Source organism: Ruegeria sp. BC3 (assembly GCF_056539265.1).
Window position 1 is genome coordinate 297,193 of record NZ_JBQFUP010000004.1, and the last position, 25,852, is coordinate 323,044.

Annotated in this window: 24 protein-coding genes; 15 read left to right on the forward strand and 9 right to left on the reverse strand. The window is 53.1% G+C overall.

Annotated elements, in window-relative coordinates:
* Nucleotides 1-16: 16 nt before the first annotated feature.
* Both ACR0MV_RS13405 and ACR0MV_RS13410 read right to left on the reverse strand, forming a co-directional pair.
* Nucleotides 17-670: a hypothetical protein gene (locus ACR0MV_RS13405; protein WP_170510369.1), complete on the reverse strand. Its 654-nt coding sequence runs from the start codon at nucleotides 668-670 to the stop codon at nucleotides 17-19.
* On the reverse strand, nucleotides 667-1,077 hold the full coding sequence (locus tag ACR0MV_RS13410; RefSeq protein ID WP_170510372.1) for a hypothetical protein: 411 nt from the start codon (nucleotides 1,075-1,077) through the stop codon (nucleotides 667-669). Before ACR0MV_RS13410 ends, ACR0MV_RS13405 begins: the two co-directional genes overlap by 4 nt.
* 389 nt (nucleotides 1,078-1,466) lie before the next feature.
* On the opposite strand from ACR0MV_RS13410, the gene ACR0MV_RS13415 reads away from it, so the two are divergent.
* The gene (locus tag ACR0MV_RS13415) at nucleotides 1,467-1,820 is read left to right on the forward strand and encodes an HNH endonuclease (RefSeq protein ID WP_170510376.1); all 354 of its coding nucleotides are present in this window, start codon (nucleotides 1,467-1,469) and stop codon (nucleotides 1,818-1,820) included.
* Nucleotides 1,821-2,031: 211 nt separating this feature from the next.
* Here ACR0MV_RS13415 and ACR0MV_RS13420 read toward each other — a convergent pair whose 3' ends face one another.
* Complete coding sequence (locus tag ACR0MV_RS13420; protein ID WP_170510379.1) at nucleotides 2,032-2,613, reverse strand: hemerythrin domain-containing protein; 582 nt, start codon at nucleotides 2,611-2,613, stop codon at nucleotides 2,032-2,034.
* 30 nt (nucleotides 2,614-2,643) lie between these two features.
* On the reverse strand, nucleotides 2,644-2,982 hold the full coding sequence (locus tag ACR0MV_RS13425; protein ID WP_170510256.1) for a hypothetical protein: 339 nt from the start codon (nucleotides 2,980-2,982) through the stop codon (nucleotides 2,644-2,646).
* Between ACR0MV_RS13425 and ACR0MV_RS13430 the strand changes: the two genes are divergently transcribed.
* Both ACR0MV_RS13430 and ACR0MV_RS13435 read left to right on the forward strand, forming a co-directional pair.
* Nucleotides 2,939-3,559, forward strand: a complete 621-nt coding sequence (locus tag ACR0MV_RS13430; protein WP_254434009.1) for a ParA family protein — start codon at nucleotides 2,939-2,941, stop codon at nucleotides 3,557-3,559. The two genes, ACR0MV_RS13425 and ACR0MV_RS13430, sit on opposite strands and share 44 nt — an antisense overlap.
* An 11-nt stretch (nucleotides 3,560-3,570) precedes the next feature.
* Nucleotides 3,571-3,870 carry a hypothetical protein gene (locus ACR0MV_RS13435; RefSeq protein ID WP_170510385.1) on the forward strand — a complete coding sequence of 100 codons (300 nt, stop codon included), beginning with the start codon at nucleotides 3,571-3,573 and terminating at the stop codon, nucleotides 3,868-3,870.
* A 453-nt stretch (nucleotides 3,871-4,323) separates the two neighbouring features.
* On the opposite strand, the gene ACR0MV_RS13440 is transcribed toward ACR0MV_RS13435, so the two are convergent.
* Nucleotides 4,324-4,722, reverse strand: a complete 399-nt coding sequence (locus ACR0MV_RS13440; protein ID WP_170510388.1) for a hypothetical protein — start codon at nucleotides 4,720-4,722, stop codon at nucleotides 4,324-4,326.
* Between the two features lie 547 nt (nucleotides 4,723-5,269).
* On the opposite strand from ACR0MV_RS13440, the gene ACR0MV_RS13445 reads away from it, so the two are divergent.
* Nucleotides 5,270-6,397, forward strand: a complete 1,128-nt coding sequence (locus ACR0MV_RS13445; RefSeq protein WP_170510391.1) for an AI-2E family transporter — start codon at nucleotides 5,270-5,272, stop codon at nucleotides 6,395-6,397.
* Nucleotides 6,398-6,478: 81 nt separating this feature from the next.
* Here ACR0MV_RS13445 and ACR0MV_RS13450 read toward each other — a convergent pair whose 3' ends face one another.
* Nucleotides 6,479-7,432, reverse strand: a complete 954-nt coding sequence (locus tag ACR0MV_RS13450; RefSeq protein ID WP_170510394.1) for a helix-turn-helix domain-containing protein — start codon at nucleotides 7,430-7,432, stop codon at nucleotides 6,479-6,481.
* Nucleotides 7,433-7,678: 246 nt separating this feature from the next.
* Between ACR0MV_RS13450 and ACR0MV_RS13455 the strand changes: the two genes are divergently transcribed.
* From ACR0MV_RS13455 to ACR0MV_RS13475, 5 genes are all read left to right on the forward strand, one after another.
* Nucleotides 7,679-10,036 (forward strand): arylsulfatase, encoded by a 2,358-nt coding sequence (locus tag ACR0MV_RS13455; RefSeq protein WP_170469315.1) that lies wholly within the window; start codon nucleotides 7,679-7,681, stop codon nucleotides 10,034-10,036.
* Nucleotides 10,037-10,136: 100 nt separating this feature from the next.
* A complete protein-coding gene (locus ACR0MV_RS13460; protein WP_170469318.1) occupies nucleotides 10,137-11,708 on the forward strand; it encodes a DUF1214 domain-containing protein in 1,572 nt (523 codons plus the stop codon).
* 112 nt (nucleotides 11,709-11,820) lie between these two features.
* Nucleotides 11,821-13,746, forward strand: a complete 1,926-nt coding sequence (locus ACR0MV_RS13465) for a DUF3604 domain-containing protein (RefSeq protein WP_170510397.1) — start codon at nucleotides 11,821-11,823, stop codon at nucleotides 13,744-13,746.
* A gap of 105 nt (nucleotides 13,747-13,851) precedes the next feature.
* Nucleotides 13,852-15,315 carry a sulfatase-like hydrolase/transferase gene (locus ACR0MV_RS13470; RefSeq protein ID WP_170510400.1) on the forward strand — a complete coding sequence of 488 codons (1,464 nt, stop codon included), beginning with the start codon at nucleotides 13,852-13,854 and terminating at the stop codon, nucleotides 15,313-15,315.
* Between the two features lie 58 nt (nucleotides 15,316-15,373).
* Nucleotides 15,374-16,180, forward strand: a complete 807-nt coding sequence (locus ACR0MV_RS13475) for a hypothetical protein (protein ID WP_170510403.1) — start codon at nucleotides 15,374-15,376, stop codon at nucleotides 16,178-16,180.
* 235 nt (nucleotides 16,181-16,415) lie between these two features.
* Here ACR0MV_RS13475 and ACR0MV_RS13480 read toward each other — a convergent pair whose 3' ends face one another.
* Nucleotides 16,416-17,243, reverse strand: coding sequence for a YihY/virulence factor BrkB family protein (locus ACR0MV_RS13480; RefSeq protein ID WP_170510406.1), 828 nt, complete (start codon nucleotides 17,241-17,243; stop codon nucleotides 16,416-16,418).
* Between the two features lie 534 nt (nucleotides 17,244-17,777).
* Between ACR0MV_RS13480 and ACR0MV_RS13485 the strand changes: the two genes are divergently transcribed.
* The 3 genes from ACR0MV_RS13485 to ACR0MV_RS13495 are packed head-to-tail and all read left to right on the forward strand — an operon-like array spanning nucleotide 17,778 to nucleotide 19,416.
* Nucleotides 17,778-18,032 (forward strand): hypothetical protein, encoded by a 255-nt coding sequence (locus tag ACR0MV_RS13485; RefSeq protein ID WP_170486474.1) that lies wholly within the window; start codon nucleotides 17,778-17,780, stop codon nucleotides 18,030-18,032.
* Nucleotides 18,033-18,042: 10 nt separating this feature from the next.
* Nucleotides 18,043-18,504 carry a hypothetical protein gene (locus ACR0MV_RS13490; RefSeq protein WP_170510409.1) on the forward strand — a complete coding sequence of 154 codons (462 nt, stop codon included), beginning with the start codon at nucleotides 18,043-18,045 and terminating at the stop codon, nucleotides 18,502-18,504.
* Between the two features lie 15 nt (nucleotides 18,505-18,519).
* On the forward strand, nucleotides 18,520-19,416 hold the full coding sequence (locus ACR0MV_RS13495; RefSeq protein ID WP_170510412.1) for a YegS/Rv2252/BmrU family lipid kinase: 897 nt from the start codon (nucleotides 18,520-18,522) through the stop codon (nucleotides 19,414-19,416).
* Between the two features lie 3 nt (nucleotides 19,417-19,419).
* Here ACR0MV_RS13495 and cls read toward each other — a convergent pair whose 3' ends face one another.
* Nucleotides 19,420-20,826 carry a cardiolipin synthase gene (gene cls / locus ACR0MV_RS13500; RefSeq protein ID WP_170510416.1) on the reverse strand — a complete coding sequence of 469 codons (1,407 nt, stop codon included), beginning with the start codon at nucleotides 20,824-20,826 and terminating at the stop codon, nucleotides 19,420-19,422.
* A gap of 302 nt (nucleotides 20,827-21,128) precedes the next feature.
* Between cls and ACR0MV_RS13505 the strand changes: the two genes are divergently transcribed.
* Nucleotides 21,129-22,247 (forward strand): mechanosensitive ion channel family protein, encoded by a 1,119-nt coding sequence (locus tag ACR0MV_RS13505; RefSeq protein WP_170648514.1) that lies wholly within the window; start codon nucleotides 21,129-21,131, stop codon nucleotides 22,245-22,247.
* A gap of 352 nt (nucleotides 22,248-22,599) precedes the next feature.
* On the opposite strand, the gene ACR0MV_RS13510 is transcribed toward ACR0MV_RS13505, so the two are convergent.
* Nucleotides 22,600-22,842 (reverse strand): hypothetical protein, encoded by a 243-nt coding sequence (locus ACR0MV_RS13510; RefSeq protein ID WP_170648516.1) that lies wholly within the window; start codon nucleotides 22,840-22,842, stop codon nucleotides 22,600-22,602.
* A gap of 10 nt (nucleotides 22,843-22,852) precedes the next feature.
* Here ACR0MV_RS13510 and ACR0MV_RS13515 point away from each other — a divergent pair, with 10 nt between their 5' ends.
* Together ACR0MV_RS13515 and ACR0MV_RS13520 are read left to right on the forward strand one after the other, a co-directional pair.
* A complete protein-coding gene (locus ACR0MV_RS13515; RefSeq protein WP_170510425.1) occupies nucleotides 22,853-23,845 on the forward strand; it encodes a helix-turn-helix domain-containing protein in 993 nt (330 codons plus the stop codon).
* 169 nt (nucleotides 23,846-24,014) lie between these two features.
* Nucleotides 24,015-25,523 (forward strand): DUF1254 domain-containing protein, encoded by a 1,509-nt coding sequence (locus ACR0MV_RS13520; RefSeq protein WP_170352520.1) that lies wholly within the window; start codon nucleotides 24,015-24,017, stop codon nucleotides 25,521-25,523.
* Nucleotides 25,524-25,852 lie beyond the last annotated feature (329 nt).

Sequence of the window (25,852 nt, forward strand, 5' to 3'; positions counted from 1 at the left end):
CTGACATTTCGTCAAACTAAACGATCTGATTGTCGAGCGTCCAGTTCATCGGTGATCTTGATTTTTTTCGAAGGCGCGCTCGATACTCCAGCCACATACTTTCATCTTGTCCGGCGGCAAACGAGGCTTCCCGAAGCGCCCTTTCAAACGGCTTGAGATCCAAGGCTTGCCTCTCCCTTTCGAGCGCCCTGTAAACCTGTTTGTTAAACTGACCGGGCACTACGGTGTGACCAAGCGTAAGTTCGCACAAACGGGCCACTTTTTCGTTTCGCAGCTTGGTGAACCGGCTGCTCAATATCCGACCGGTCTCCACATCAAGTTCAGGGAACGCAACATGCCAGTGTGTTTCGTTTCCGACGCCTGATTGCCGGGGCTTCAAATGCTCAACTATGGATGCCCGGTTTCCAGATGTGATGGAGACACCGAACTCTCGACAGATTTCAGCAAACACCATTGCGAATTCCTGCTGACTCATCGGTTCATTTGGCGAGATCACAAAATGCCGAACGGAATATTGTTTGCCAGAAATTCTGGAGATTTCGCCCAATAGCTTAAGATCTTCGGGGCACCCGCGGATCCATGCGGCGATTTCGTTGTCCGAAGGCTTTGCAAGATATGCAGCGATCCGGCCGGAATGTGCAGTTGGGATGCGTGTTGATTTGATAATCATGATCGCTCTCCCAAGATCTGTGCTCGGACAGCATCAACGTCTCGTCTGATTGCATCGATACGTTCGCCTTGCTCGACAACTTGGTCAGCCCTGAGCGGATTGAATGTGTGCGCCTCAGACAGATTGCGCGATATGTATGACAGATTCATTCGGACATCGATCAGAAGCCCTAGGACCTCAATGGCGGCTTTGATGTCTTTAATGATGGGCTTCTTTCGTGGCGGCTTACGAGGTTTGGTTTCAGGCAGCGCGCCTTCAAAATTTAGGGCTCGCGACAAGACAAGGCGCGCATACGCTGTTGTGGAGATGCCCTCAGTTTCCGCTCCTTCTGTCAGCAAATCGTAGAGATCTTCAGATACCCGCATCCCCACCATTCTTGTTTGTCTTTTTGTCCTCCTGTTGGCCATTTTCACCCTCCAATTTGATAGCAGCACGACTTGCTATGGCGTGCGCAAATTGGAGATGAGCGGAGGTATGCAAAGAGCAAGCGGATCGGACCCTAGCCAACCCTCGGAGTGCCTGCCTGCTGTTTCCCGGGGACTTTTCAAAAGCAAATCGAATTGGAAGCCTTTGCTTCGCGCTCCCCTTCGTCAGCCCACAAAGGTTCGGCAAGGGATTGACAGAAACAGTTACCAATCTCAGAATATTCGCGTGGGAAGTCATTCAGATGAATGGCTTGCTTTTTTAGCTTTGCCCATGGGGAAGAACTAAGGCGTTGCTCAATCAAGACTGCGCCTGTGAAGAGTACAACACCTTCGCGCCCAGTTCTCGACTTTGTCGAAACGCGAGGCACGAAATGTGTAAGAAACTACGAAAAATCAGAGATCGAAAATTCGTCGAACAGGGTAGCCTATGCTTCTACTGCAACCAGCCGATGTGGGCGGGAACACCGAAAAAATTCCAGATCGCGCATTCCATCTCAAAACGCCAGGCTGATTGGTTTCAATGCACCGCCGAGCACTTGATGGCAGCGGCTGAAGGTGGTGCAGATTCTCCTGCAAACATCGTTGCAGCATGCAAGTTTTGCAACTCAATGCGCCATCGAGCCAAGCGGCCTCTTGCACCAGATAGCTACAAGGCGAAGGTGCGGCGAAGACTGGACCTGGGGCGCTGGTTGCGGCTAACTAAGAACATGTCACCCGAAGTCTAATGCCTACTGACATTCGTGATTGTCGCTCGCGCGAACTCAACATAATCGGCCCGCGCAATCTGACTGACAACAACGCGCCAGCTAGATGCGTGATACAGTAAACTGGTTTTGACCCGGCAACAGTGCTGCACAAGCCAATCCTGCTCGACCATAGACTCCTGAAAAGCCAAAGTGGCGTTTAACATGCGATTTGACTGAAACAGAAAATCCTTCAAATGGTCCCAAGATAGTACCCGATGGCCTCCGCCAATTCAGTTTCCTCGTAGCCGAAGTGGGAACGCACGACCTCTTCCAATTTTCGAAAGATGGCCGCCGCCTCATCAAAATTGGTCTGTGAGGGGGCTTCTGACAAAACATGGGCGGCGTGACTGAGGCGCATGATTAATTCATGAACCACCTCATGCTCCGCCTTGAGCTTGGCGACAATTTCCCGGAACTTTCCGCCGCCAGCCGCTTCAATGCGGGGGAACATGTCTGCGCTTTCTATGTCGTGGTGAAACTTCAGAACTTGGCATTCCCGTCCACATAGTGATCCAAAAACACGGAAGTTCTCAGCCATGTCGAGTGAAAGAACAATCTGTTTAAGGTTTTCGGGCGGAGCGTTCCCCGCCTCAATACGAGCTAGTACAGCGCCGATCTGAGCGATTTCCATCAAATAATGTCGGTGGATTGCGGCCAACTGCCGGCCCTGACGACGGTGATTATCTGTTGCCTCTGCAATAGCCGGAGCCTTAGGCCGACCAGGTTCGTTCAAGGTCAATTCATGCAGCGATAGCTTCGAGAGATCAGTCATACGCCTTACATTGGTTCGACATGGCTCAAATCAACAAGGCCGTTTAGAAACGCGCCACCCTGTCACAAACAAGTGACGCCCACCGATGGCCTCAGAACTCTTGTGATTGCTTTGGAAACCCAGAATTTCGAACACTTCTTGTTCCTTCAAAATCCTTTTCTTGCCTTCGCGATCCTTCCCCAGCAATCCAAATCCATTATCCTTAAATCTTTCAGAAACCTTTTTTTGGCAATCTTTCCGAAGCAATTTCATCAGGAGAATTCGATTGCCAACCCTTTCATTTTGTTCACCCAAAGGCGGCTGTGGGAAAACCACGGCCTGTATCTTGACCGGCCTGGAGGCAGCAAGGTCCGGAATGTCCGTCTGCATTTTGGACACGGACCCCAAACTCTGGTTGTCGCAATGGGCTAAGGCCAAGCCGTTGCCTGAAAATCTTAAAGTAAAGCAGGTAGAACAGCGCCAGCTTACCGAAGCAGCCTTAGCTGCGGCTGATCACTACGACTATGTCCTGGTCGACGTAGAAGGATCAGATGACGCATCCCTAATTGATGCCGTACTGGTCAGCGATCTGGTTATCGTACCGTCAAAAGTGTCCCGCCTGGACGCCCTCGCGGCTGTGCAGGTCCTCAAGCAGGTTCGTCAGAAAAGCCTGGTATTGAAACGCGAAATCGCGGCTCGGGTTCTGCTCAGTCAGACAGAAGCCGGAGCGGTCGAGCATCGCATTACCGGGGAAATCAAATCGATTTTGCAACAGGCAAATGTGCCAGTTTTTGCAACTCACTTGGCTAGCCGACCGATTTTTCAAGCAATGACCAGTCTAGGTGGAGACTATTTGGATTTGCCGAAAAGGTTCCAAGGATCTTCACCGAAAACGGCACATGCGAACGTCGCCGCTCTGGCACAGGAAGTCTCGGCTACGCTCTCAGAAATTCTCCAAGCAGCATAAGGAAAACAATGATGGACAACGCAAAACAAAATCTCATGCAAGGTGTCGGCGATGTTAACAAAGTCGAGCAAGGTGACTTGGGTTTCCCCCGGGGCTCAACCAGCAAATCTGGCCTGGTAGCCCAACCAGAGATGAGCCCAAGTAAACGCAGGGCTGCTGCGCGTACGCAAAAATTGTCGGTGAGTGTAAATCCAGATCTCTATGCCGCTTGGAACGCGATCCGAGAGGACAAAGAACAAGCGGTTGTGCGAGCCGTTGAGCTGTCTCTGATCGCCTACCTCGAGAAACACGGACAAACGTTCGATCTGTAACACCAGCCCCCAAAAGCCCGGCTCCCTGCCTTCGTTATGTGGGGAGCCGTGCTGTTTTCTGGGTCTCTTATTTTTCCCGTGGCCCCCTCTTCTTTTTGGTGCTGACCTCTCTTTTTTCAAAAAGATTAGGAATCCGGTTTTGAGCGGCGTGAATTCAGTGGATTTTTAATATTAATTATTTTATATCAATGGCTTATATATTGACTCGGCCGCACTCATGGGATAGAAAATGCGCATCCAAAAACGGGAGGGAACGACATGTTCCATTTCATCAAAGAGGCTTACCACCAGTTGCACATTGCAGCTGTCATCATTCATGTTTCGCTCGTGATCGGCGAAGTGTATCATCTGATCCCACACGCGTGACCAGGAGCAAATCATGCAATTTTTGGTCTATCAGATAAGTGAAAGAGCCCTGTTCCGAGCGCTGGTATCATGAGCCTGCGCTGTGGCTCACATTGCAGCTCTTGAGAATGTCGCCCTCGGAACGGGCGGCTTTTTTGTTTTCAGAAGGGTCAGATGAAAATATTTGGCGTCTTCGTCATCTCGGCACATCCATGCCGCCGCAGCATATGTTTCCTCGCGGATCTTCATAAACCCAAATAGATGCGGATCTGTGTCCCTTTTTCGAAGCTTAAGGACATCCAACTTTCCGCGATTGCTTTCGCCGATTTGCTTTCCCATTTGGCTGATTTCGAGCCATAAGGCGCCGTCGGATTTCGAGTAGATCTCAAGTTGACCGAGCAGAAGAAATCTACCTCCATCGATCTTACCGACAGCGCTCCAAACCGGTTGGTCGGGCTCGCTGAGAATGATGTCTCTGTACAATCTGAAGCTATTTTTTCCAGGCATTTGGGGCCCCCTTGCAAAGGTAGGTGTGCAAGCGGATGCAAGGGGCAAGTTGGTTTTTTTTTAGAAGGGGCGGATTTCGGTCATTAGCTGCGTCTGCGAGGTGGTACGGGTTTCTCATCTTAAGCAGACATCCAAAATGTGCAAAAGTCCGAGGCAACTTAGCACTGCCGAAAGTTGGGTTCGAGTCCAGACCTGCCACCAAAAGTCGAAGGCATGCTGCACTTGCGTTCGGCAGGTCGCAGCCCAAAGCCGTCATTGCCCGAAGGCGCTTTGACCGGCAAAAAACCTTCGCTAGGAATTTGGCCAAATTCGAAATCTGTGAATAGCCGACGTTGTTGTCGGTATCTCTTGCGCGAATCCTATGAGCTGGAGGTTCGTTTTCATGGAACTTGGCTTCTCGGAAAGATAGTTTCACCAGCTAAAACTTGCACCGAATGTTTATGGCGTTTCTACTGCGGCGGAACACCAGATCAACGTGCGGCGTTACATGACCTCTGACAACTTGAACAGGACTCTCATCTCGAATTGGTTCTTTGCTCTGGGGACCATGGCTTTTTTGATCTGTTTCTTGTGGTTTGGGCGCGATTTTCTGATTCCGTTGGCGATCACAGGGCTTCTGTTCATTCTTTCTTCTGCGCTCGTGGACAGGATCCAGCGCACAAACCTGCTTGGGTGGTCTCCTCCAGGCTGGCTGGCCCAACTCCTCAGCATCATCGTGATAGTGGGGGCGCTGCTGGTCCTTGGGCTGATCGTCTCCTCCTCGGTGGACGACGTACAAGACGCACTGCCCAGGTATCAGGAACGGTTGATGAGCCTGACGGAGAAACTAGAAGGGTTTCTGGGTCCCAAAGTCGTTGAAGCTGGTCGCCAGGCAGCTGAAGACATCGAGATAGGGTCTTGGTTAGGAACGGCTGTGGGGCAGTTTGGAGGCGCAATGTCGACAATCGGTCTCGTCGCGCTGTACCTTGCTTTTCTGATCGGCGAACGTCTGGCTTGGGTCGACAAATTGCCGAGGCTGGTTGCGACTGAAGAAGGAACCCGTCGCGCCCGGAAAGTCCTGCACAAAATTTCAGTTGGCGTGAAACAGTACATGTGGGTCAATGCTGTCACCAGCGCCATGAGCGGCGGAGTTGCCTTTGTCATTTTTTCATGGGTCGGCCTTGATTTCGCACCGCTTCTGGCACTGACCGTATTCGTTGCGGGGTTCATCCCTAATATCGGCGCATTTATTGGGATCGCGCTTCCATCTCTTGTAGCCTTGATACAGTTCGATAGCCTTACGCCTTTCCTGATCGTACTATTTGGATACGGCGCTGCTGATCAATTCATTGCCAACGTGATACAACCTTCGATGCAGGGCAAGTCCCTCAACCTCAGCACATTCATGGTAATGGTTTCGCTGACGTTCTGGGCAACGATTTGGGGCGGTGTGGGAGCATTTCTGGCAATACCGATGATGGTTGTGACCATGGTCATCTGTTCGGAAATCCCGGCCACCCGTTGGATCGCTGTTCTGTTGTCCAGCGACGGTCAATTGCAAGATGGAAAAGAGTCCGTCGAACTAGACGAACAGACCGAATACGCGAGTGTCCGTCGGTCGCCTCTCTCAACGAAACAAAAGCTAGAGGAAGAGGCTAAGCAGTTGCGGGCCGAGTTCGAAAACAGAGACGGTTAGGTTCAAAACTTCAAACGCCATTACTGCCAAACTCAATACAAAGTGCATAATCTCAAAGCCGCTTGAGCATAGACAACAGCCTTAGTTCATCCGATGGGTGTGCGAGGGCAAGTGTCCGAAAAGTTGTTTGTATTGATTGCTGAAATGTCCGAGATGCAGGAATCCATGTTCGGCGGCGACACGCTTGATCTTGGTTTCCATCGGGTCTGAGTTTTTGAGGACTCTGTAGACTTGGTTCAGCCGAACGCGACGCAGCCAAGTTGCGGGCGAAATCCCGGCTACATCCTGGAAAGCGTAGTGTAACGAGCGAAGGCTAATCCCCAAATTTGTACAAATGTCAATCAGCCCGAGGACCTCTGGAAAATCAGCTACGGCAAGGTCTGTTGCTTTTTGAACGATAATGCCCTGTTTCGACGGCGGAGAAGGAACCAAGAATTCGTTGAAGGATTCTAACAATGTCCACAAGAACTGTTTTTTGAATTGGTCTACTTGAGCAGCATACACGGCATGGTCTTTTGGGGAACAGGATTTAGTTTTTTGCAGAAGGCTTAGGCCCCCGCGTTTGATCCTATCGGCCTTCGCCTGATTCAATACAAGGTTTCCATGGAGTCGGTGAGATAAGTCAATTCCCCCGGAAAGCGCGATCAAAATCGCCTGAACCTCTTCCATGGGGAATGATAATACTAAGCTGTCCCAAGTGTCGTCGGAAACGAGTTGAGCCTCTAGATAAGGCGACTGCATTACAACTGAGGTTTGCTCAACACTGCTGCCGAGCCAATTCACAGAGTTCGTAGACCCCAGCGGCAGTGCAAAGCCATACCCACCCGGAATGCCAACACCTCTGTACCTCATTTTGCGCCCCCACTTCTCGCGCATCACTTGAGTGGTGCCAACTTCCGTCAGTTCCATGCTCCCGAAAAACTGTCCCGGTGATAGCTGAGTGTACTCCTGGTCCCACGCCGATGCAGCCTCTTGCAGGTCCTCGAAATCGGTCGTTTCGTAGGTCGAGTGCTGCATGAAAGGCAGAGTCTTCAATGGTCTCGCTCCTTTTCTCAACTATTTCGAAACCGAAATAAATTTGCATAAGAGAATACTCGAAAGGGTGAATTTCTGAAGCCCGATTGCACTTTTGGGATAATAAAAGCTGCTGCGTGCCCGGTTCAGTCTGTGCATCATAGGGGGATTACGGATCCGGTGATGTTCCCTGAAGGAGTCAATTTTTCCGACCCAGATAGCCTCGGCGACCAGAACCGACAGATCAAGAAATTAGGAGGCAATCTAATGAAAGCTGGGTTCATTTGTTTGTTAGCTGGGTTACTCACGTTGGGTGGTCTGCCTGCTGCTGTGCAAGCAGACGACAAAGACCATTGGGACCGTTCCGTTTTACCGATACCCATGACCGAGTTCCGTGGTCATGCCGGGTTGCGAACCAACGAGTCGACGTTGGATTTTCCAAGACAGGTTACGGCCCCCAAAGGCGCTCCGAACATTCTCCTGATCATGCCGGATGATGTGGGCTTTGGGGCCAGTGTGCCATTCGGCGGGCCGGTTCCGACGGAGGCGTATGAGCGTCTGGCACAGGATGGGCTGCTGTTCACGCAGATGCACACCACGGCACTGTGTTCCCCAACTCGTTCTGCGCTGATCACCGGTCGCAACCACCATTCCAACGCCACCGGTGTGATCATGGAACTGGGAACCGGATTCCCGGGTTACAACTCGCTGATGCCGAAGGAGAACGGCTCCGTTGCCGAAATCCTAAAAGGCAACGGCTACAATACGGCTTGGTACGGTAAGAACCATAATGTGCCGGATTGGCAATCCAGCCAGGCCGGTCCGTTCGATCTGTGGCCAACAGGGCTGGGCTTTGAACAATTCTTCGGCTTCATCGGCGGCGACACCAGCCAGTTCACGCCGGCAATCTTTGAGGGCACCAAACCGGTCGAACCACCGAACACCGAGGACTATCACCTCGACGAGGATATGGCCGACCGTGCGATCAACTATATCCGCGAACAACACGCGCTGGCGCCCGACAAACCCTTCTTTGTCTATTATGCTCCGGGAACGAGCCACGCGCCGCACCATGCGCCGAAAGCATGGATCGACAAGTTCAAAGGTCAGTTTGACATGGGCTGGGATTCCGTCCGCGAGCAGACCCATGCCAACATGCTGGAAATGGGGATCATTCCCCCAGGCACAAAACTGACTGAACGCCCAGCGGATATTCGCGCCTGGGATTCACTGACGACCCAGCAGCAAGAGCTCTACGCCCGTATGATGGAAGTCTACGCAGCCGCGCTGGCGCATATGGATCACCAGATCAACCGGATCCTGGATGCGGTCGAGGATACAGGCGAATTGGACAACACGCTGGTCATCTACCTAATGGGCGACAATGGAGCGAGCGCCGAGGGCAGCCCAGACGGTCTGTTGAACGAGATGACCATGTTCAACGCCATCGAAGTGCCTTTCGAGGACACCTATGCACGGATGGACGAGCTGGGTGGGCCGAATACCTTTGGTCACTTCCCGGTCGGATGGGCGCACGCTATGGATACGCCGTTCCAGTGGACCAAGCAGATCGCCAGCCACTTTGGCGGCACACGCAATAGCATGATCATTCGCTGGCCTGCCAAGATCGAAGGCAAAAGAGAAGTGCGTGACCAGTTCCACCACGTGATCGATATCATGCCGACCATTCTGGAGGCCGCTGGCCTGCCGGCACCGCATTCGATCAATGGTGTGGCGCAATCTCCCATCGAAGGCACCAGCATGATGTATGCATTCAACGATGCCGAAGCCCCATCGACCCGTCGCACGCAGTACTTCGAAATGTTCGGCAACCGTGCCATATACAATGATGGTTGGGTCGCGGCGACTACACCGTTCGACGTTCCTTGGGCCAGTCTGAACAGACCTAGCGATGTAATTAATGACTGGGAGTGGGAACTCTACCACGTGGCCGAGGACTTTTCCCAGTCCAACAACGTGGTGGATCAGTACCCGGAAAAGCTGAAAGAACTACAGATCCTGTTCTACGGCGAGGCGCGAAAATATGATGCCTTCCCGATTGATAGCCAACGCAAGCCGCGACTAGACGTGGCCCTTCGCCCCAGCCTGACTTTGGGTCGCGATACGTTCACGTACTACGACAACATGAAGCGTATACCTGAAGGCACCGCGCCTGATTTCAAAAACAAGTCGCACACGATCACGGCGCATGTCGAGATTGGCGAAGGGGACACTGACGGCATGCTGGTGACTCAAGGCGGTCGTTTTGGTGGATGGGCGCTCTATGTGCTCGACGGCAAGCCGGTCTACACATACAACGTTGCCAATCTCGAGCGGTACAACATCGAAGGCGATGTGCTGGCACCGGGCAAACATGTTATTCGCTACGATTTCGAATACGACGGCGGCGGGCCTGGCAAGGGCGGCACCGGCAAGTTGTTCGTAAATGACACTCTCGTTGGTGAAGGCCGGATCGACCGCACCATGGGTTTCCGCATTTCGCTGGACGAGACCTTTGATGTTGGCTCGGACGCGGGTGAGCCTGTGAGCGAAAGTTACCATGTGCCGTTCGACTTCCCGGGTGGGATCGAAAAGGTTGTGGTCAACCTTGATTTGGGCGGCTGATTGATCAGGCACCCGCCCGAAAGAAATGCATCTCTTGGGCGGGATCTTATTCCTTGGCCAGTCAAACTGGCCAGTTGCCCCTTTGTTGGAGGTTTAGATTATGAAAGCTAAAATCTTATTGCTGGTGTCGGCTCTCACGAGCTTTGCCTTTTTGGGCACACATGCAGTAGCCGAAGAGATGCGGCTGTCTGACATTCAAAGCGATGACGAGTTCTCCGCAGCGATGCCGGTCACGGGATCTGTCGAAACCTTCTTTGGTGATTTTGATCTCGAACACAGTTTTCCAACGGAAGAATCTGCTGCTCGGATTTATGAGTTGATCGACCACCAACGAGCCGCACAGCTGTATCTGTGGGCCTTGCCAATCGTAGCGCAGGAACGGCTTGCCCAGAATTACTTCAACAACTTCGACTTTGACTACGGTGATTTCGTACGGATCGAGTCGTTTAACGAGCGTCGCGGATACCTGACTGCGAACGAAACTACAAACTACGCCTTGGGTCTGCTCAACACTAAGGGTGCCGCGACTGTGCTGGATGTCCCGCCGGGGATCGTCATCGGCATGGTCATCGACATGTGGCAGGAATCTCCGACGGATATTGGCATCTTCGGACCGTTTGAAGGCAAAGGCGGCAAGCACGTCATTGTAGGCCCGAACACGCCACAACACATGCGACCCGACCAGAAAAAGCTTGGCGATGACTTCCAGGTTCACGAGATCGGAACAGACCGGGCCGTCGTTCTGGCTAGAGTGGCCGGAGCGGATGTGGATACAGTGCAGAAAACCTGGAACCAGATTCAGATGTATCGCTACGGTTCCGAACCGGCCACGACGGTTCACCCCGGCGGGGACAAGTTCCTTCCGACGATTCAGCCTCGTGGCATGGCATTCTGGAAAGTCCTGCACGCCGCTATCAACAATGAGCATCTTGCCGAACGAGACCGCCTGTTCATGTATTGGCTGCGGTCTCTTGGCATCGAGAGAGGGAAGCCGTTCGAACCGAACGAACGTCAAACAGCGGCGCTGCTGGACGGGGCCAAGGTGGGCGAGATGATGGCCAAGTCCTTCGTGTTCAGCGAACGTCTGGATGGCGTTTTGCGAGAGTTCGACTGGCGCTACGTGCTCGGCGGGGAATGGGGTGACGGAATCAAGTACGATCAAAGCACTCAGAACTTTGACATTTTTGATCCCCGGGCCCGGTATACCTACGAGGCGCAATTGACCTCACCTTCGATGACCGTACCCCGGCCCGGGAAAGCGCAGGGATATGTCGCCAAGTTCGAAGACTCGAATGGAGAGCGGCTCAAGGGCGAACAGCGATATGTTATGCTGTTTGACCGAGAACCAAAGACAGACTTGTTCTGGTCGCTAACGATCTATGATCCTGACACACGTGTTCTTTTGGACAATCGCGGGCTTGAGTCTGGAGATGATGTGACCATCGACAGTCTCGAGCACAAACCGAGAAAGAACGAGGACGGGTCCTTTGCCGTGATGTTGGGGCCGGACGCCGCTCCGAAGGGGTGGGAAACCAACTATGTCCGTACACTACCAGGCCGGGGCTGGTTCCCGTATATCCGGGCGTACGGGGCACATGCCGAGTTCTTTGACGGCACCTACCAATTGCCAAACATCCACCGGGTAGAGAATTTCGACGAATACACGAAGTGATACAAAACTGCCGCCTGCGATAAGGCATCCGCCCGTCGTGGCACCGAAACTCGCGTACTTGAGCAAGAGACGCCACAGGAGAAATGTCACTAAGAAGTCCGAGGAGAATGCTATGAACAGACTGACTTCGAGCCTAGTTTCCTTAGGCCTTGTAGCAGGTTTAGGAACCGCAACTGCCGCACAGGACCGGGAAGAAGGTCTTGGCTACGGTACACTTGATCCCGCTGACGTCGGTGTGAACACCCCAGACTATTCACCTTTTGTCGACCAGCACATGCCTAATCAGGTGTTCTGGGGAGACACCCACCTCCACACGTCGTATTCCATTGATGGCGGTTTTTTTGGAAATACTTTGGATCCAGGCGATGCCTATCGATTTGCCCGTGGTGAAGAAATGGTATCTAGCACTGGTAGCCGCGTTAGGCTTCATCGGCCTCTGGATTGGTTGGTTGTGGCTGACCATGCCGAGTATTTCGGGCTGGCGGACATGCTGACCAAAGGCGATCCGGTCATTCAAGAAGATCCGGTAACCGCGCGCTGGTACAAGATGCGCCAAAGCGGCGATCCGGATCAGGGAATGCAAGCTTTCTATGAGGTTGTGGACTCCGCTGCCCGACTAGAAAATCTGGTCGAAAACCCTTCGATTCAGCGTACGGCTTGGGATAAATCAACAGCCTACGCTGAACAGTATTATGACCCCGGTGTGTTTACGTCGATCATTGGGTTTGAGTGGTCGTCCTCCTCTAACGGCAACAATCTGCACCGAGTGGTTATGTTCCGCGATGGTGCGGATCGCGCTGGCCAGATTATTCCCTTTGCAACCTTTGATTCGGACGATCCTGAAGACCTTTGGGATTGGATGGAAGCCTACGAGAACAACACAGGAGGGCGTACTCTTGCGGCCGCGCACAATGGCAATTGGGGCACCGGGTTGATGTTTTCTGACAACCGCAACAATGGCGAACCGCTAGATGAATCCTATGCTAGGAAGCGGATGCGCTTTGAACCGATCTACGAGATGACGCAGATCAAGGGGGATGGTGAAACTCATCCGGCCCTCTCGCCAGATGATCGCTGGGCCGATTTTGGCACTTGGGACAAAGGAGACCTTGGTGGGCGCAATCGGATCACGGAAGAGATGTTGCCGCATCAATACGCTCGATCTGCCTTACGACTTGGTCTGAGACATGAGGCAACCTTAGGCGCCAACCCGTTTAAGTTCGGCATGATTGGTTCGACTGATGCGCATACCTCTTTGGTCACTACCCGCGAGGACAACTTCTTTGGCAAAAACCCTCCGGCTGAACCGGATCCGGGTCGCTGGAGCCATGTCTTCATGAAGGGCGAACTGGAGGGAACCGATTACTACAACTGGGAAACTCTGGCTTCCGGCCTGACCGGTGTCTGGGCTCGCGAGAATACCCGGGAAGCGCTGTTTGACGCGATCAACCGCAAAGAAGTTTACGCCACTACAGGGTCGCGCATAACCGTGCGGGTCTTCGGTGGTTGGGACTTCAAAGTAGACGAGGTGGAACGGCCCGATTTCGCTGAGCGTGGCTATGCCGCAGGTGTGCCGATGGGGGGAGACCTGACAAATGCGCCAGCCGACGAGGCACCAACCTTCATGGTACGCGCCCTGCGTGATCCAGATAATGCGAACCTAGACCGGCTACAGATGGTCAAAGGCTGGCTTAATGCAGATGGGACAACCTCGGAAAAGGTTTACGACATGGCCTGTTCTGACGGTCGTACGATTAGCAATCATGCCTGCGACAGCGATGTTGGCAACACGGTGGATATCGCCAACGCCAGCTATACCAATACCGTTGGTGATCCGATGCTGGCTGTGGTTTGGACCGATCCGGACTTCGATCCTTCCCAGCGCGCCTTTTACTATGTTCGCGTTTTGGAGATCCCCAAGCCGACCTGGCAAGCTCATGACGCGAAGTATTATGGCATCGAAATGGCGCCAGAGGTTCCTATGATCTTGCAGGACAGGGCCTACACCTCGCCGATCTGGTACACCCCTGAAGGTTGAGCGCAAATGGAAGCGTGGGACAGGACCCGCGTTTCCGCCAGGATAGTGATGACAACTCTGTCGAGCCAGCGGCATCAACTTTTCAAACCTCAAAAGGGGAACACTATGAAACTGCGCTATGCGGCTGTATTTGTCGGGATTTTGTTTGCATTTGCCTCGACTGCTGCCATCGCTCAGCAACGTCTCAATGTTGTGTTGATGCTGGCCGACAATCTCGGGTTCGGTGATCTCAGTGTTTACAACGGTGGCACCCGGGGCGGGATGCGCACCCCACATATCGACCAGCTTGCCTCCGAGGGCCTGCGACTGACGCAATTCATGGTGGAACCGGGCTGTACTCCGTCGCGGGCGGCATTGCAGACCGGGCAGTATTCCATCCGCAACGGCATGTCCCTGGTGATCGCGCCCGGGGCCGGTGGCGGGTTGCAGGAAGATGACGTCACCTTGGGTGAGTTGTTCAAATCAGTCGGCTATGACACGACCTATGTCGGCAAATGGCACTTGGGTCCGCAGGCTGTCAGCCAGCCACAGAACCAGGGTTTTGATCAATGGCTGGTGGGATTTTCCGGCACGAGCGACAGTTCCGCCTACAGCACAAATATCAAGGCGCTTGGTATGTCGGATGCCGAAGCAGAGGCATACGGTGCGAAGATCATCGAGGCCAGGGGGCCGGGCGAAACCTCCTTTGTGCGGCCCTATGATTTCGAATACCGCAAACAGATCGAAGGTGACATTGCCACTACGGCTGCCGCCTACATCACGGAGCAAGCCAAGGCGGAGGCCCCATTCTTCCTGATGATCGGGTGGACCCGGCCACACTTCCCTAATGACACAACCGACGAATTCATGGGCATGTCTGGCGCTGGCAAATACGGCGACTCGGTTATGGAGTTGGACATTCGCACCGGCGAGGTTCTGGCTGCTATCGATCAGGCGGGCATCCGCGACAACACAATGGTAATCTGGATTTCGGACAATGGTGCGACGGTGACCGCAACGTCTTTGGACGAAGTGCATCAGGGCGACAACGGGCCATTCAGAGGGGAATTGGGGGACGCCTACGAAGGCTCAATCCGCACGGCGGGTATGATCCGGTGGCCGGGAGCAGTCGAACCAAGGGTCAGCAACGAGATGTTTGCCATTCACGACTTTTTCCCGACACTTGCCAACTTGATTGGCGCAGATATCCCAACCGACCGCCCCATTGACGGAGTGGACCAATCTGATTTCTTGCTTGGTAACTCGGACACATCGGCCCGCGAAAGTCTTATCACCTTCATCGGCGACCGCATCGCCGCCGTTCGCTGGAGGCAATTCCGTTTTTATCCGTTCGAAGTCGGGGTTACCGAAACCAACCCGGCTGTAGGCGGCTACATGGGTGCGATCACCGATACCGCCGGCTTCCCGCAGATTTTTAACATCGAAGCGGACCCAAAGGAACGAGTGAACTTAGCTCATGCCGGCGCAGGCTGGGCGATGGCGCCTTATCTGCAAATCATCAACACCTATCTCGCCACGCTGAAGGATCACCCCAATCCGTCGCCGCCGAATATGACGGACTTTAGGTAAATCAAACCCACAGCACTAAAACGGCGGCGTTTGTACCCTGTTGGAAAGGAATTGGTATATGACTTCTTCTAGGTATTTTTCAATTTTCAGGGTGTTGGTTCTTGCCACTCTGACTGCATTAGCTCTGCACTCGGAAGAAGCCGCTGCGCAGAACGCAGAAGCACAGGCAAACAACCCGCTGGCCGACATAACGGCGTTCAACATTCAGAACTACTACATCGACGAGTTCACCGGGCCGGGAAACCAATCGGGAAACCAGTTTGTATTGCGCTATGCCAAACCCGTGCAATGGGGGAATTCCAAATGGCTGATCCGCGCCTCGCTGCCGTACAACAGCTTCCCGGTCGGCACCGGGGGATCGACCGTCAATGGGATCGGTGATTTTGACATTTTTGCCGCCTACCAGATAGATACCGGCAACCCGGCAATCAGTTTTGCGGTAGGACCGGAGGTTGTCGCGCCAACGGCGACCGACAATCGGCTGGGATCGGATCAATGGCAGCTGGGCATCGCCAATGTCTATTTCAATGCCACATCGCCCAAGTTCCAGTACGGATACCTGCTGACCTGGCGTGGAGGGGTTGGCGACACCAAGGGCAAACCGCGGGTCAGTCTGGGTGCTTTTCAACCCTTTGCCTTCTACCAGCTAGGCAAAGGCTGGTACACCGGCGGCGCGCCGATCTGGACATACAACTTTCGCAATCACAACTATTCTGTCCCCCTAGGCATTCGCTTGGGCAAAGTCATCAAGCGTGACAAGACCGTCTTCAACCTGTTTGTAGAACCGCAATGGTCGGTTCGCGACAAGGGCGCTGGCCAACCAAAGATGCAGGTCTATTTCGCCCTAAACATGCAGTTTCTTTGATCCTCCAAACTTAAAAAAGAGAACTGCTTTGAACCGTCATAAGTGGTCTGTGAAAATCAGACGGCTGGCGAAATTGTATCGGACCACATTGGAAAGATACGAAATTGACGAAGCCCCGGAGTTTGACGGATCAGTTCAAAGCCAAAGTGACGATAGAAACGCTGCGTGGCGTGAAAAACGTGCTAGAGATCACTGCAAGCGTGTTGTCCAGGCGGGACTCGAATAGGTCGAAATGTCAGATGGAGCTTTCCGTTTCGGCATTCTGGGCATTAAATTCAGCGCCCAAAATGAACACGGCCGCCATAAAATACAAAAACACGATAGTCGCCATGATGCCGGAAAGCCCCGCATATGTTGCGCTGTAAGTTGATATATCACGAATGTAGATTGAGAACCCCCAGCCACAAATCCCCCACAATACGAGGGTCACAAAGACCCCAGGGAACACGCGTCTCAAAGGTCTGTGAGTTTGCGGAAGCCAAATGTGGCTAGCCGTGACTAGCAAGGTTAGAAACATAACTGCGATTGTTCCTCTGAGGATTTCGCTCGAAAACAACGCCGAATACAGTTCGGGTGCTGACTCTTCTACAAAGCTGAAAGAAGCCGGTAGTGCGACGGTCAGAAGACCCCCAAGGCTAAGAACGAAAGCTGCAAAAAGTACAAATAGGATGCAGATCAGGCGTGTGTACCACATCGGTCTGGTATCTGTTTCGTAGTATGCGCCTGAGACCGCTTTACGAATGGCGTCAATACCGTTCGAAGCAAAGAAAACGGCGAGGACAGCGCCAAAGGTAATTTTGGTCGTATCGCTTGCTTCCAGAACGGCCAAAATCTCGCGCTCAATTGGTTCCGCCAGGTCGTCAGGCCAAGCTCCAAGTACGAAATCTGCCAATTCCTGCGTGCTGATGTCGGCGTGGAGCTGCCCTGCGAGCGAAAGTGCAAAAATACAGAATGGGAACAAAGCCAGCAGCATTGACAGAGCAATATGACTGCTGTGCGCCCACCCATCGTTGCGGTCAAAGCGAACGGCTGTCGAAACCATCAGATGCAGAATGCGTTTCATGGGATCTATTCGGCTTATCCCTGTGCTGGATCACGCTGTCTCGTCGGGCACCCTTAGGTCCGTATCAACGAAAAGATTTCAGATGCTGTGTCTACGTTGATCGTCTGACCGGACAAAGCAAAGCTTTTTTCTGCGTCTTCAACAAGTTCAGAATAGTCCAGAGCAGCGCGATGGAGGAGCCCCAGACAAGGTGGTTTTTACATCTCCGTGTTGCGCCAATTTTCAGAAATTTCGACTGAACATCCTCAACAGGTTTGTGATTGGCAGACCATGGGTCTGGCTCAGGAGCTTTCCAAAGGACAATATGGACCCAGTGGACAGGATACCAACCAAGTTTTCCATTACACGAACCGAATAGCCATCTCACTTGATCCGGGACACTATTTGGCGTTGCATATTCAGCGTGTCCGCGGGGACAGTTTTTGCGCAAGAAGACTTTTTTGCCTTTCTGGGTGGTTCGAACAATTTGGACCTGGCGGGTTGAGGAATGTGTCCTTAGTCAATCGTTAAGTCAGCGTTGGAGGATAAGTCATAATGGCTACTAAAGCCGAGCTTGAGATGGAACTTGCAGCATTGCGTCAGCAACTGGCTGAGCGACCAGAGTTGGTTGCGGCCCCTGAATCGGAAGCCGTGGCAACCGAAGCCAAGGAAGAAGCGGCCGAACCCCCAAACTTGGAAAAGGACATCGCCGATCTCTTGGCCGAGTTCGACGACGTTCCGCACAAAAAGACGATACTGCTTGCGCTTGGAGTGTTTGCTCTGGGTTATTTGATCGGTCGCTCAAGATAGGAGACGGGATATGAACCGAATTTCAAGAAACATCTCAATCGTCCTGCGCTCCGAGCGCCTTATTGCACAGCGTCATCTTGCGGTGCTCCGACGGCAGACCGGCTTGATGGCAGCGGCGGGCATTGCCGCCGGGGTGGGTTTGATCATGCTCAATGTTGCAGCGTTCTTTGCCTTGTCTGACATGATTTCTCGGCCAGCGGCAGCACTGATAGTCGCACTAGTTAACTTGGCGCTTGCCATTCTTTTGGTAGCGCTTGCCAACAACTCGAAGGTTGCCGAGGAGATCGCCCCTGTGGCCGAGGTGCGCGACATGGCGCTGGAGGACATCGAAGCCGAATTGCGCGTTGCAGCAGAAGAAGCCAAGTCTGCCGCGGATGCGCTCAAGAAGATGGCGCGGGACCCACTCGGGACATTCGCTCCGGGGCTGGCGGGATCGGTTGCCAAAGCTGTGATCAAGAACCTCAAGACCTAAGCGGAGATTGGTAACATGGTTCGTAGCGCGCTGCTCATTCTTAACCGGAAATCCGCCGCCCGCCCTGACGTCAGAGCGGCGGTCCGGCCTCTGGAAAAGGAACTCGGCATCGAGGTCACTATCCCATGGTCAGGCAAACAGTTGCGCAAGTTGATCCGCAAGCGATTGGCTAAAGGGGTGACTCACTTTGTTGCAGGAGGGGGAGACGGGACGCTCAACGCTGTGACCAGTGCCCTGTTGCGGTGTGATGCGGGGCCGGACGTAACGATGGGGCTTATCCCCCTTGGCACCGCCAACGACTTTGCCAGATCTTACGGTGATGATGGATTGGATCTCACTACATCGCTAAAGCGGGCGACAACGGGTGAGGCAAGGCCAATTGATGTCGGGCTGGTCAACGGTCGCCCTTTCGTGAACGTCGCCAGTGGCGGCTTTGGGGCGATGATCACCGCGACGACCCCTAAGGAGGTCAAGAAACATCTGGGCGGTTTGGCCTATACTTTGACTGGTCTGGCCCGGCTTTCGGAACTGAAGCCGACACAGGCCCGGATTTCTCTGGATGGGTCAGAGCCGCATTCGGCGTCCATTTCCGCCCTCGTCATAGGCAACAACCGTTACGCCGGAGGCGGGTTTGAGGTCACGCCTGACGCTGACATGTTCGACGGGTTGCTCGATCTGGGGGTTTTGACAACCGATGGGCTGCTTCCGGAAAACCTGCCTTTCGGACGCTTGCCGGACTTGACCGACCCGATTGCAGGACTTGTTCAGCGCAGTCGTTTCAAGCAGGCGGTTCTGGAAACCGAAAAGCCGTTTCATTTGAATCTTGATGGGGAACCGATGGTGGACACAACGTTCGAAATCTCGGTTCTGCCGCGAAGGCTGAAATTCGCGCTGCCTGGCGCCTCTTCCTGACCGTCACAGCACCGGCGAGAACAGCCTTGCAATCGGGGCTCCGACGCGGATGTGCCGGGGCTGCTGTGTCAGCGTTTTGTTCAGAACAAATGACCTCTCAAAGTCCTTTTCCAACATGGAGGCGGTCGCCTTGGCAGCGCGGCTGTCGAAGAAAACGGCCATTGCCTCGAAATTCAGGCGGAAGGAGCGGTTGTCCATATTCGTGGTGCCAATCGCGGCCAGTGTATCATCCACGACCAAAGCCTTCTGATGCATGAAGCCTGATTGGTATCTCCAGACCTGCACACCAGCGTGCCGAATTTCGTCGAAATAGGCGAAGGCCGCAAGCCAGGGGATTTTGTGGTCGATGACCTCAGGAACCAGAATGCGTACATCAACCCCTTGCAGAGCGGCGTGCTTCAAGACTGTGAGCACATCGGCATCGGGTACAAAATAGGGCGAGGCAATCCAGATCCGTTTTTTGGCATTTGCGATGGCCGTGAAGAAGAACAGTGCGCCGGTTTCCATCTCATCCCCAGGGCCGGTTGGCACGATCAGGCCGGACATGTTTTCAGCCATGTGACCTGCCTCCCAGTTCATGTCCGGAATCAGGATTTCTTCGGTTGCCCAGTGCCAGTCTTCCACAAAAACAAGTTGTAATTGCGAAACGACCGGACCACGAAGTTCCACATGCGTATCGCGCCAGTCACCGAACTTCGGGTCTCGCCCCATGTATTCGTCACCAACATTCAACCCACCAGTAAATCCGACCGTTCCGTCCACGACCACAGTCTTGCGGTGATTGCGGAAATTGAGTTGAAACCGGTTTTTCGGCCCCCGCATCTGACTGGGATCCACCACGCGAACGCCGCCCGCACGAAGCTCGTTGAGATAGGTGTTAGGCAATTTGATGCTGCCGACCGGATCGCACATGAACCGAACCGTGACCGAGCGTTTTGCAGCGGCGATCAGGCGGTCCCGCAAAACCCGCCCTAGTTCGTCATCGTGCACAATGTAGAATTGAACCAGAATGTAGTTCTGCGCAGCATCAATGGCCTCAAAGATCGCATCGAATGTCTCGTTCCCGTCAATCAGAATGCGCATGTTGTTGCCACGCACCACAGGGAGTTCCGAAATTCGTTCCAATGCCTCGGAAGGAAACTCGGTGGGAACCTCAGGTGCATGGGCTTCGCGAAAAGTCTTGATGCCCTCGATCACCTCTTCGCTGTTTCGGCGCCCGGTCAGGTATTTACTGAACTTGTGATGACCCAGAAACAGATACAGCGGAACGCCCAGATATGGGGCGGTAACTAGGAAAACAACCCAACCTACGGCGCCTTGAGACGTTCGGGCCGATGAGATCGCCCGCCAGGCGAACCAGATGGCAGTGGCCTCCAGGAGGATCAGCAACAGGATCAGAATTGTAGACACAATTGGGCCCTCTTCAGCTTGCGCCAACTGACCGCAAGGTTTGAGGGTTGGACGTTCGGCGCGGAAAAATCAATTGAGACTGAGTATGCAACAGTGAGAAAATTCTGCCAATTATCGGAGCTTTTGCGAGGACATTTTTTTGGTCGGTGTACCCATTTCGGTTTTACCGAAAGTGTTAATCAGGTTCTCCAGAAAGAACTGGATTATTCGTAAAGAGTTTTGGATGCTATTTTTGAGAACGAAACAAGCGCTGGTTTGGGCTTACTTACTGCCTAGGTCAATGAAGAAAGGTGGTTTCCCAGGTGGAAGACAGTGATATCCCGTCAATGGACACTTTTGTCGAAGTGCGCGACCGGTTTGATCACTGGCTGGACGGCTTGGACCTGAGCGTTGTCGTTGCCTCGGTGGTCTTCCTTGTGGTTGTCGTCCTCTGTCGGAAGTCTTTGTCCCGCTGGATCATGGCGCTGATTTCGGCCTTACTAAAGCGGTTGTCCATCGATATCTCGGACAGTGTTGTGCAGGAATTGACACGAACGACATCGGTTCTCCTTGTGACCTTTGCCGTCTTTGGGGTTATGGAGGTTTTGAACTTTCCCAGAATGCCCGTCGATCTGTTCAGGCGAATTCTGGCTTCGGTGGCCGTGATTGCTGTGTTTTCCGGTTGGTACAACCTGAGTGGACCTTTTGTATCCCTGCTTCAAAGCGACCGCTTTTCGGACGTCCGAATGGAAACCGGGTGGATGGAGCGCGTTGCCCGTTTTGGCATCCTTCTGTTTGGTATCACCTCCCTTCTGGAAGTCTGGCAGGTCGACATCAGTGCCGCGTTGACCGGGGTTGGTGTGTTGGGGGCCGGGCTGGCCATTGCGACGCAGGACCTAATCCGCAACCTTGTCGCAGGTATGAACAACATGAGCGAGAAGCGCTTTGCAGTCGGGGACGCAATCCAGATCGACGGATCTTTTGTCGGCACGGTCGAGGCCATCGACCTGCGTTCCACCCTTATCCGGGGGTTCGATCAGATTCCCCGCTATGTCCCGAATTCCGAGTTGTCCAATGCGGTTGTTCTCAATTTCTCGCATCGCCACCATCGGCGGGTCTTGCTTTCCATACCTTTGGTATTGAGCAGTGCCGAGGCTCAGGTCTTGCAAGTTCGGAATGCGTTGCGGGAGCACCTGACGACCAGTGGAGATTTTGAGTTGTCAGAGGATGCTCCGCAACATGTCTATGTCGAAGGACTATCGGACAGCGCCGTAACGCTGATTTTCTATGCTTGGACAAACAACCCTGATTATGACAATTTCCTTCAGGTGAATGAGCGTCTGTCGCTCAAGATCCTTGAGGCAGTACAGGCGGCAAATACAGAGCTTGCCTATCCGACGCAGACGATAAACCTGCACAGCCACGACGCTCTGACAGGTTAGTTTGGAGTTTACCGAACGATCAGTTTTCGTTTTCTGAATTCTGTTCAAACTGCCGCTGAACTTCTTTGGTTTCAGTTTCTAGTTCGGATCTGGATATCGTCAGCTTGGCTTTTCGAGCAGCTTCATTGTACGCCTCCGGTTACTACGGTTGCATAAGGTTCGGTAATTGGTTTTTCTTTGTAGCCGAGACAGTCCGCTTTCGTTGTGAGTTGCCTAGTTTGGTTTTGAAATGGACCAGTAAGCCAATTTTATTGTCAGGCTACGCCGCGCACGTTGGGACAAGTATTGCTGTTCGATTTCGCTTTGCACCCGATTGGTAGCGTGATCAGAATAGAATTGGCATGACCTCGTTTCACAGGGACATGGAAATGTCGTTCTTAAGGCCATATGCGTATCTCACATAGCCCGCGCCTTCACTGACCAATAGCACACCAGCAACGATGCCGATCAGAAAGACACTGACTTCGGGGTACAGGGCCAGCAAATACATCGATAGAACGACCGACAAGCCACCAGCGAAAATCATCCTTTCGCATGAGAGCGTGTCTTTGCCGAAGGGCGTCAAAGAATAACCCTTTTGGAGTCGAAGCGACATCGGAGTAGCCTTGCGTCAGTTAGGTATCGTTGTTGGGATTCGATGGATGCAAAGCCACGATGATATAGTTGAGCCGTTCAGCCTTAAAACGCAAAGCTTTGAAGAGCTAAGCGACGCAGTCGTCAACTGGGATCAGGAGTATGACCAGTTGTCGGGCGGTCAATTCGAGGGTGGCCTCAAGCTGGCGCAGGTTAATGAGTCCCAGATCCTCAGAATTCGATGGGGACAAAAAATTCGCTACCGTGGAACAGCCCCAGCTGGGGCTTTTGCCTTTGCTTTGCCGTTCGATCAGCAAGGAGATGCAAACTGGATCGGCCAGAAAGCGGGCGTGGACACAGTTCTCATGCAAGCACCAAACAAGGCCGGCGATCTGATTTCCTCCAATTTCTACGACGCGCTGGTGCTCGGAGTTCCTGAAAACGACGTGTTCCGGATTTCATCGGCGCTATCTGGGAAAGGCGAAATCAGTGGCAACTTGCATGGGGCCTCAACCCTTTCGACGGCAGGTGCAGCTTCTTTACGCCATCAGGGACAATCGCTCATTGACCGGGCTATCTCAGATTTTTCCGACGACAGAGCCGCTCTTAAGCGTCTCTCCGATCAGTTTATCAAGTTGTTCCTTTGGGAGCTGGTGAAGTCAAATGGCGGCGGCCTAAAGGAACACCGGGTTTCCAGACCGGCCAGACTGGTGGGGGACGCAACAGATCTGGTTCTATCCGACGTGACCGGAAACATAGGATTGACCACTCTTTGCGCTCATTATGGTGTCAGCCTTAGGACACTTCACTATGCATTCAAAGATGTCACGGGCCTTTCAGCTGCGACCTGGCTGCGACGCATGATGCTCAATAGAGTGCATCGCGAACTGCAAGGCGCGATCTCGAATGGGGCTACAATAGGCAGCGTGGCCGCGACTTACGGCTTTCACCATCAAGGGCATTTCACGAACCAATACAAGCGGCTGTTCGGCTGCCTGCCATCGGAAACACTGCATCGCAATTAGACGGAAGTTTAGTCTCAAAAACCCAGTCTCAAGAGATGTTTGCAGATTTTGGATAAGAATGATGCGTGATTTTGACAGCCAAAGAGGCCACCATTGTCGAGTAGTCTGATGGTTGCGCAGCGGCGCCTTCAGCCACAAGAATTCCGATCAAATTTTTTAGGAGAGATACATGAAACTTCTCACCAATCATTTATCGGCGGCAATTGCCCTCAGCCTCATTGCGGCGGGCGCCAGCGCCTCCAAGGCCCATGCAAATGAGGACACTGTCTCAACGGAGCTTCCGCCATTGATGCAGCAAATCAACAATGGCAACTGGCTTGAGGAGTCTGAGGCGCAGAAATTGGTAGACGAACTCTACTATCATAGAGCGATTCAGGCCTACTACGACATGTTACCGGCAATGAACACCATTGGCCTGCGCGATGGGTCTGAGGCAGTGTTTGGAGCGGGCTACAACGTCATTCCGATCTGGAAAGAAAGAATGGACTCCCGCGCCTGGGTTCCGACACCTAACGCTGACGTTATTTATTCAATGGGTTACGCAGATCTCAAAGAAACCGGCCCATTGGTTGTTGCGGCTCCACCCAATACAGTGAGCATGCTCACAGATTTCTTCCAAGTAACGTTGACGGACGTAGGCGCCGCTGGTCCAGATGGCGGAAAAGGCGGACTGTATCTCCTTCTTCCACCCAACTACGATGGCCCGGTTCCGAATGGCGGATATTACACGTTCGAGTCTCCGACATACAACGTGTTTATCTTCTTTCGCACAATCATGAAGCAGGGTGATGGTGGTCCAGATCCCTCCGAGGCGGTCGCGACGGCGGAACAAATTCGTATTTACCCACTTTGGGAAGTGGAGAAGGATATTCCGGCAATGGAGTTCCCGAACGCCTCGGGCAAGCGCCTCAACATGATGTATGAAACCGATTTCGACTTTTGGACGAAAATGAAAGAGTTCGTGGACCATGAGCCTTACTCGGCCATTCCGCCGGCTACTCGCGGTGTTTTGGCTTCCCTCGGCATCAAGAAGGGTGAGCCATTTAATCCAACTGCCAAGCAAATGGAATCCTTGAACAAGGCGATGGAAGTTGCACCAAAGATGATCTTTGCCTCCAGGCAGGTCGGTCGACCGGATGGCCGTAACTTCTATTACTATGACAGACAGTATGAACGCGTTTGGTCTGGAGCTACCGCCGAGTTTATGCAGGACGGCTACCTCGACATCGACCAAAGGGCTGCCTTTATGCAATTTGCATACAGCACGTCACCAGCAATGGTTAAACGCGTTATCAATGGTGGTGCAAAATATCCGGTTACTGCCAGAGACGCGGACGGCGAATTCTTGAATGGTAGCCACCACTACAAGCTACATCTGCCGGCGGGTATTCCGGCGAAGCTGTTCTGGGCAGTAACGCTCTACAACGTAACCGATGGGACGATGCCGGAAACTGACCAGTTCATGCCGTCTATCAATCAATTCAACGATTACGAGAAGAATGATGATGGTTCGGTTGATCTCTACTTCGGTCCGACGCTGCCAGACGGCGCTCCTGAGTCCAATTTCATCAAGACCGTTGAGGGAAGAAACTTCCTGACAGCTGTGCGACTGTTTGGAACGGGTATCGAGTTCTTCGACCAAACTTGGAAACCCGACGATGTTGCGAAAATTGACTAATTTTCAAATCGTTGGATAAAAAAGTTCTGAAAGCCCGCAGGGAACTGTGGGCTTCCTGGACAACTGTGATCGCAGCGCACCAAGGAATCTGACCTTTCACAATCGCGAAGTATCTATTGCTCTCGTGGCAACCGGCAGAAAAGCAATTCCTCGTCGAATCCACAACATTTTGTAGCTTTCTGAAGTTGACCACAAAATGACACCCCCAACGAGGCGTCGGGGGCACAACTTAAGTGAACGGCTGGGGACTTACCCCCCCTATTTCTGTTTAACGGAAATAGGGGGGGGGTAAGTCAGGGTATGTCCCTCTCCCAAAACCCATTTCTTAA

Excerpts from the sequence above, each read along its gene's own strand:
- ACR0MV_RS13485 (WP_170486474.1), top strand. The coding sequence starts at position 17,778 with ATGGCTACTAAAGCCGAGCTTGAGATGGAACTTGCAGCATTGCGTCAG.
- ACR0MV_RS13460 (WP_170469318.1), top strand. The coding sequence starts at position 10,137 with ATGAAAGCTAAAATCTTATTGCTGGTGTCGGCTCTCACGAGCTTTGCC.
- ACR0MV_RS13445 (WP_170510391.1), top strand. The coding sequence starts at position 5,270 with ATGGCTTTTTTGATCTGTTTCTTGTGGTTTGGGCGCGATTTTCTGATT.
- ACR0MV_RS13490 (WP_170510409.1), top strand. The coding sequence starts at position 18,043 with ATGAACCGAATTTCAAGAAACATCTCAATCGTCCTGCGCTCCGAGCGC.
- ACR0MV_RS13465 (WP_170510397.1), top strand. The coding sequence starts at position 11,821 with ATGAACAGACTGACTTCGAGCCTAGTTTCCTTAGGCCTTGTAGCAGGT.
- ACR0MV_RS13470 (WP_170510400.1), top strand. The coding sequence starts at position 13,852 with ATGAAACTGCGCTATGCGGCTGTATTTGTCGGGATTTTGTTTGCATTT.
- ACR0MV_RS13480 (WP_170510406.1), bottom strand. The coding sequence starts at position 17,243 with ATGAAACGCATTCTGCATCTGATGGTTTCGACAGCCGTTCGCTTTGAC.
- ACR0MV_RS13440 (WP_170510388.1), bottom strand. The coding sequence starts at position 4,722 with ATGCCTGGAAAAAATAGCTTCAGATTGTACAGAGACATCATTCTCAGC.
- ACR0MV_RS13415 (WP_170510376.1), top strand. The coding sequence starts at position 1,467 with ATGTGTAAGAAACTACGAAAAATCAGAGATCGAAAATTCGTCGAACAG.
- ACR0MV_RS13420 (WP_170510379.1), bottom strand. The coding sequence starts at position 2,613 with ATGACTGATCTCTCGAAGCTATCGCTGCATGAATTGACCTTGAACGAA.
- ACR0MV_RS13510 (WP_170648516.1), bottom strand. The coding sequence starts at position 22,842 with ATGTCGCTTCGACTCCAAAAGGGTTATTCTTTGACGCCCTTCGGCAAA.
- ACR0MV_RS13410 (WP_170510372.1), bottom strand. The coding sequence starts at position 1,077 with ATGGCCAACAGGAGGACAAAAAGACAAACAAGAATGGTGGGGATGCGG.
- ACR0MV_RS13520 (WP_170352520.1), top strand. The coding sequence starts at position 24,015 with ATGAAACTTCTCACCAATCATTTATCGGCGGCAATTGCCCTCAGCCTC.
- ACR0MV_RS13455 (WP_170469315.1), top strand. The coding sequence starts at position 7,679 with ATGAAAGCTGGGTTCATTTGTTTGTTAGCTGGGTTACTCACGTTGGGT.
- ACR0MV_RS13425 (WP_170510256.1), bottom strand. The coding sequence starts at position 2,982 with ATGCAGACGGACATTCCGGACCTTGCTGCCTCCAGGCCGGTCAAGATA.
- ACR0MV_RS13435 (WP_170510385.1), top strand. The coding sequence starts at position 3,571 with ATGGACAACGCAAAACAAAATCTCATGCAAGGTGTCGGCGATGTTAAC.
- ACR0MV_RS13495 (WP_170510412.1), top strand. The coding sequence starts at position 18,520 with ATGGTTCGTAGCGCGCTGCTCATTCTTAACCGGAAATCCGCCGCCCGC.
- ACR0MV_RS13405 (WP_170510369.1), bottom strand. The coding sequence starts at position 670 with ATGATTATCAAATCAACACGCATCCCAACTGCACATTCCGGCCGGATC.
- ACR0MV_RS13475 (WP_170510403.1), top strand. The coding sequence starts at position 15,374 with ATGACTTCTTCTAGGTATTTTTCAATTTTCAGGGTGTTGGTTCTTGCC.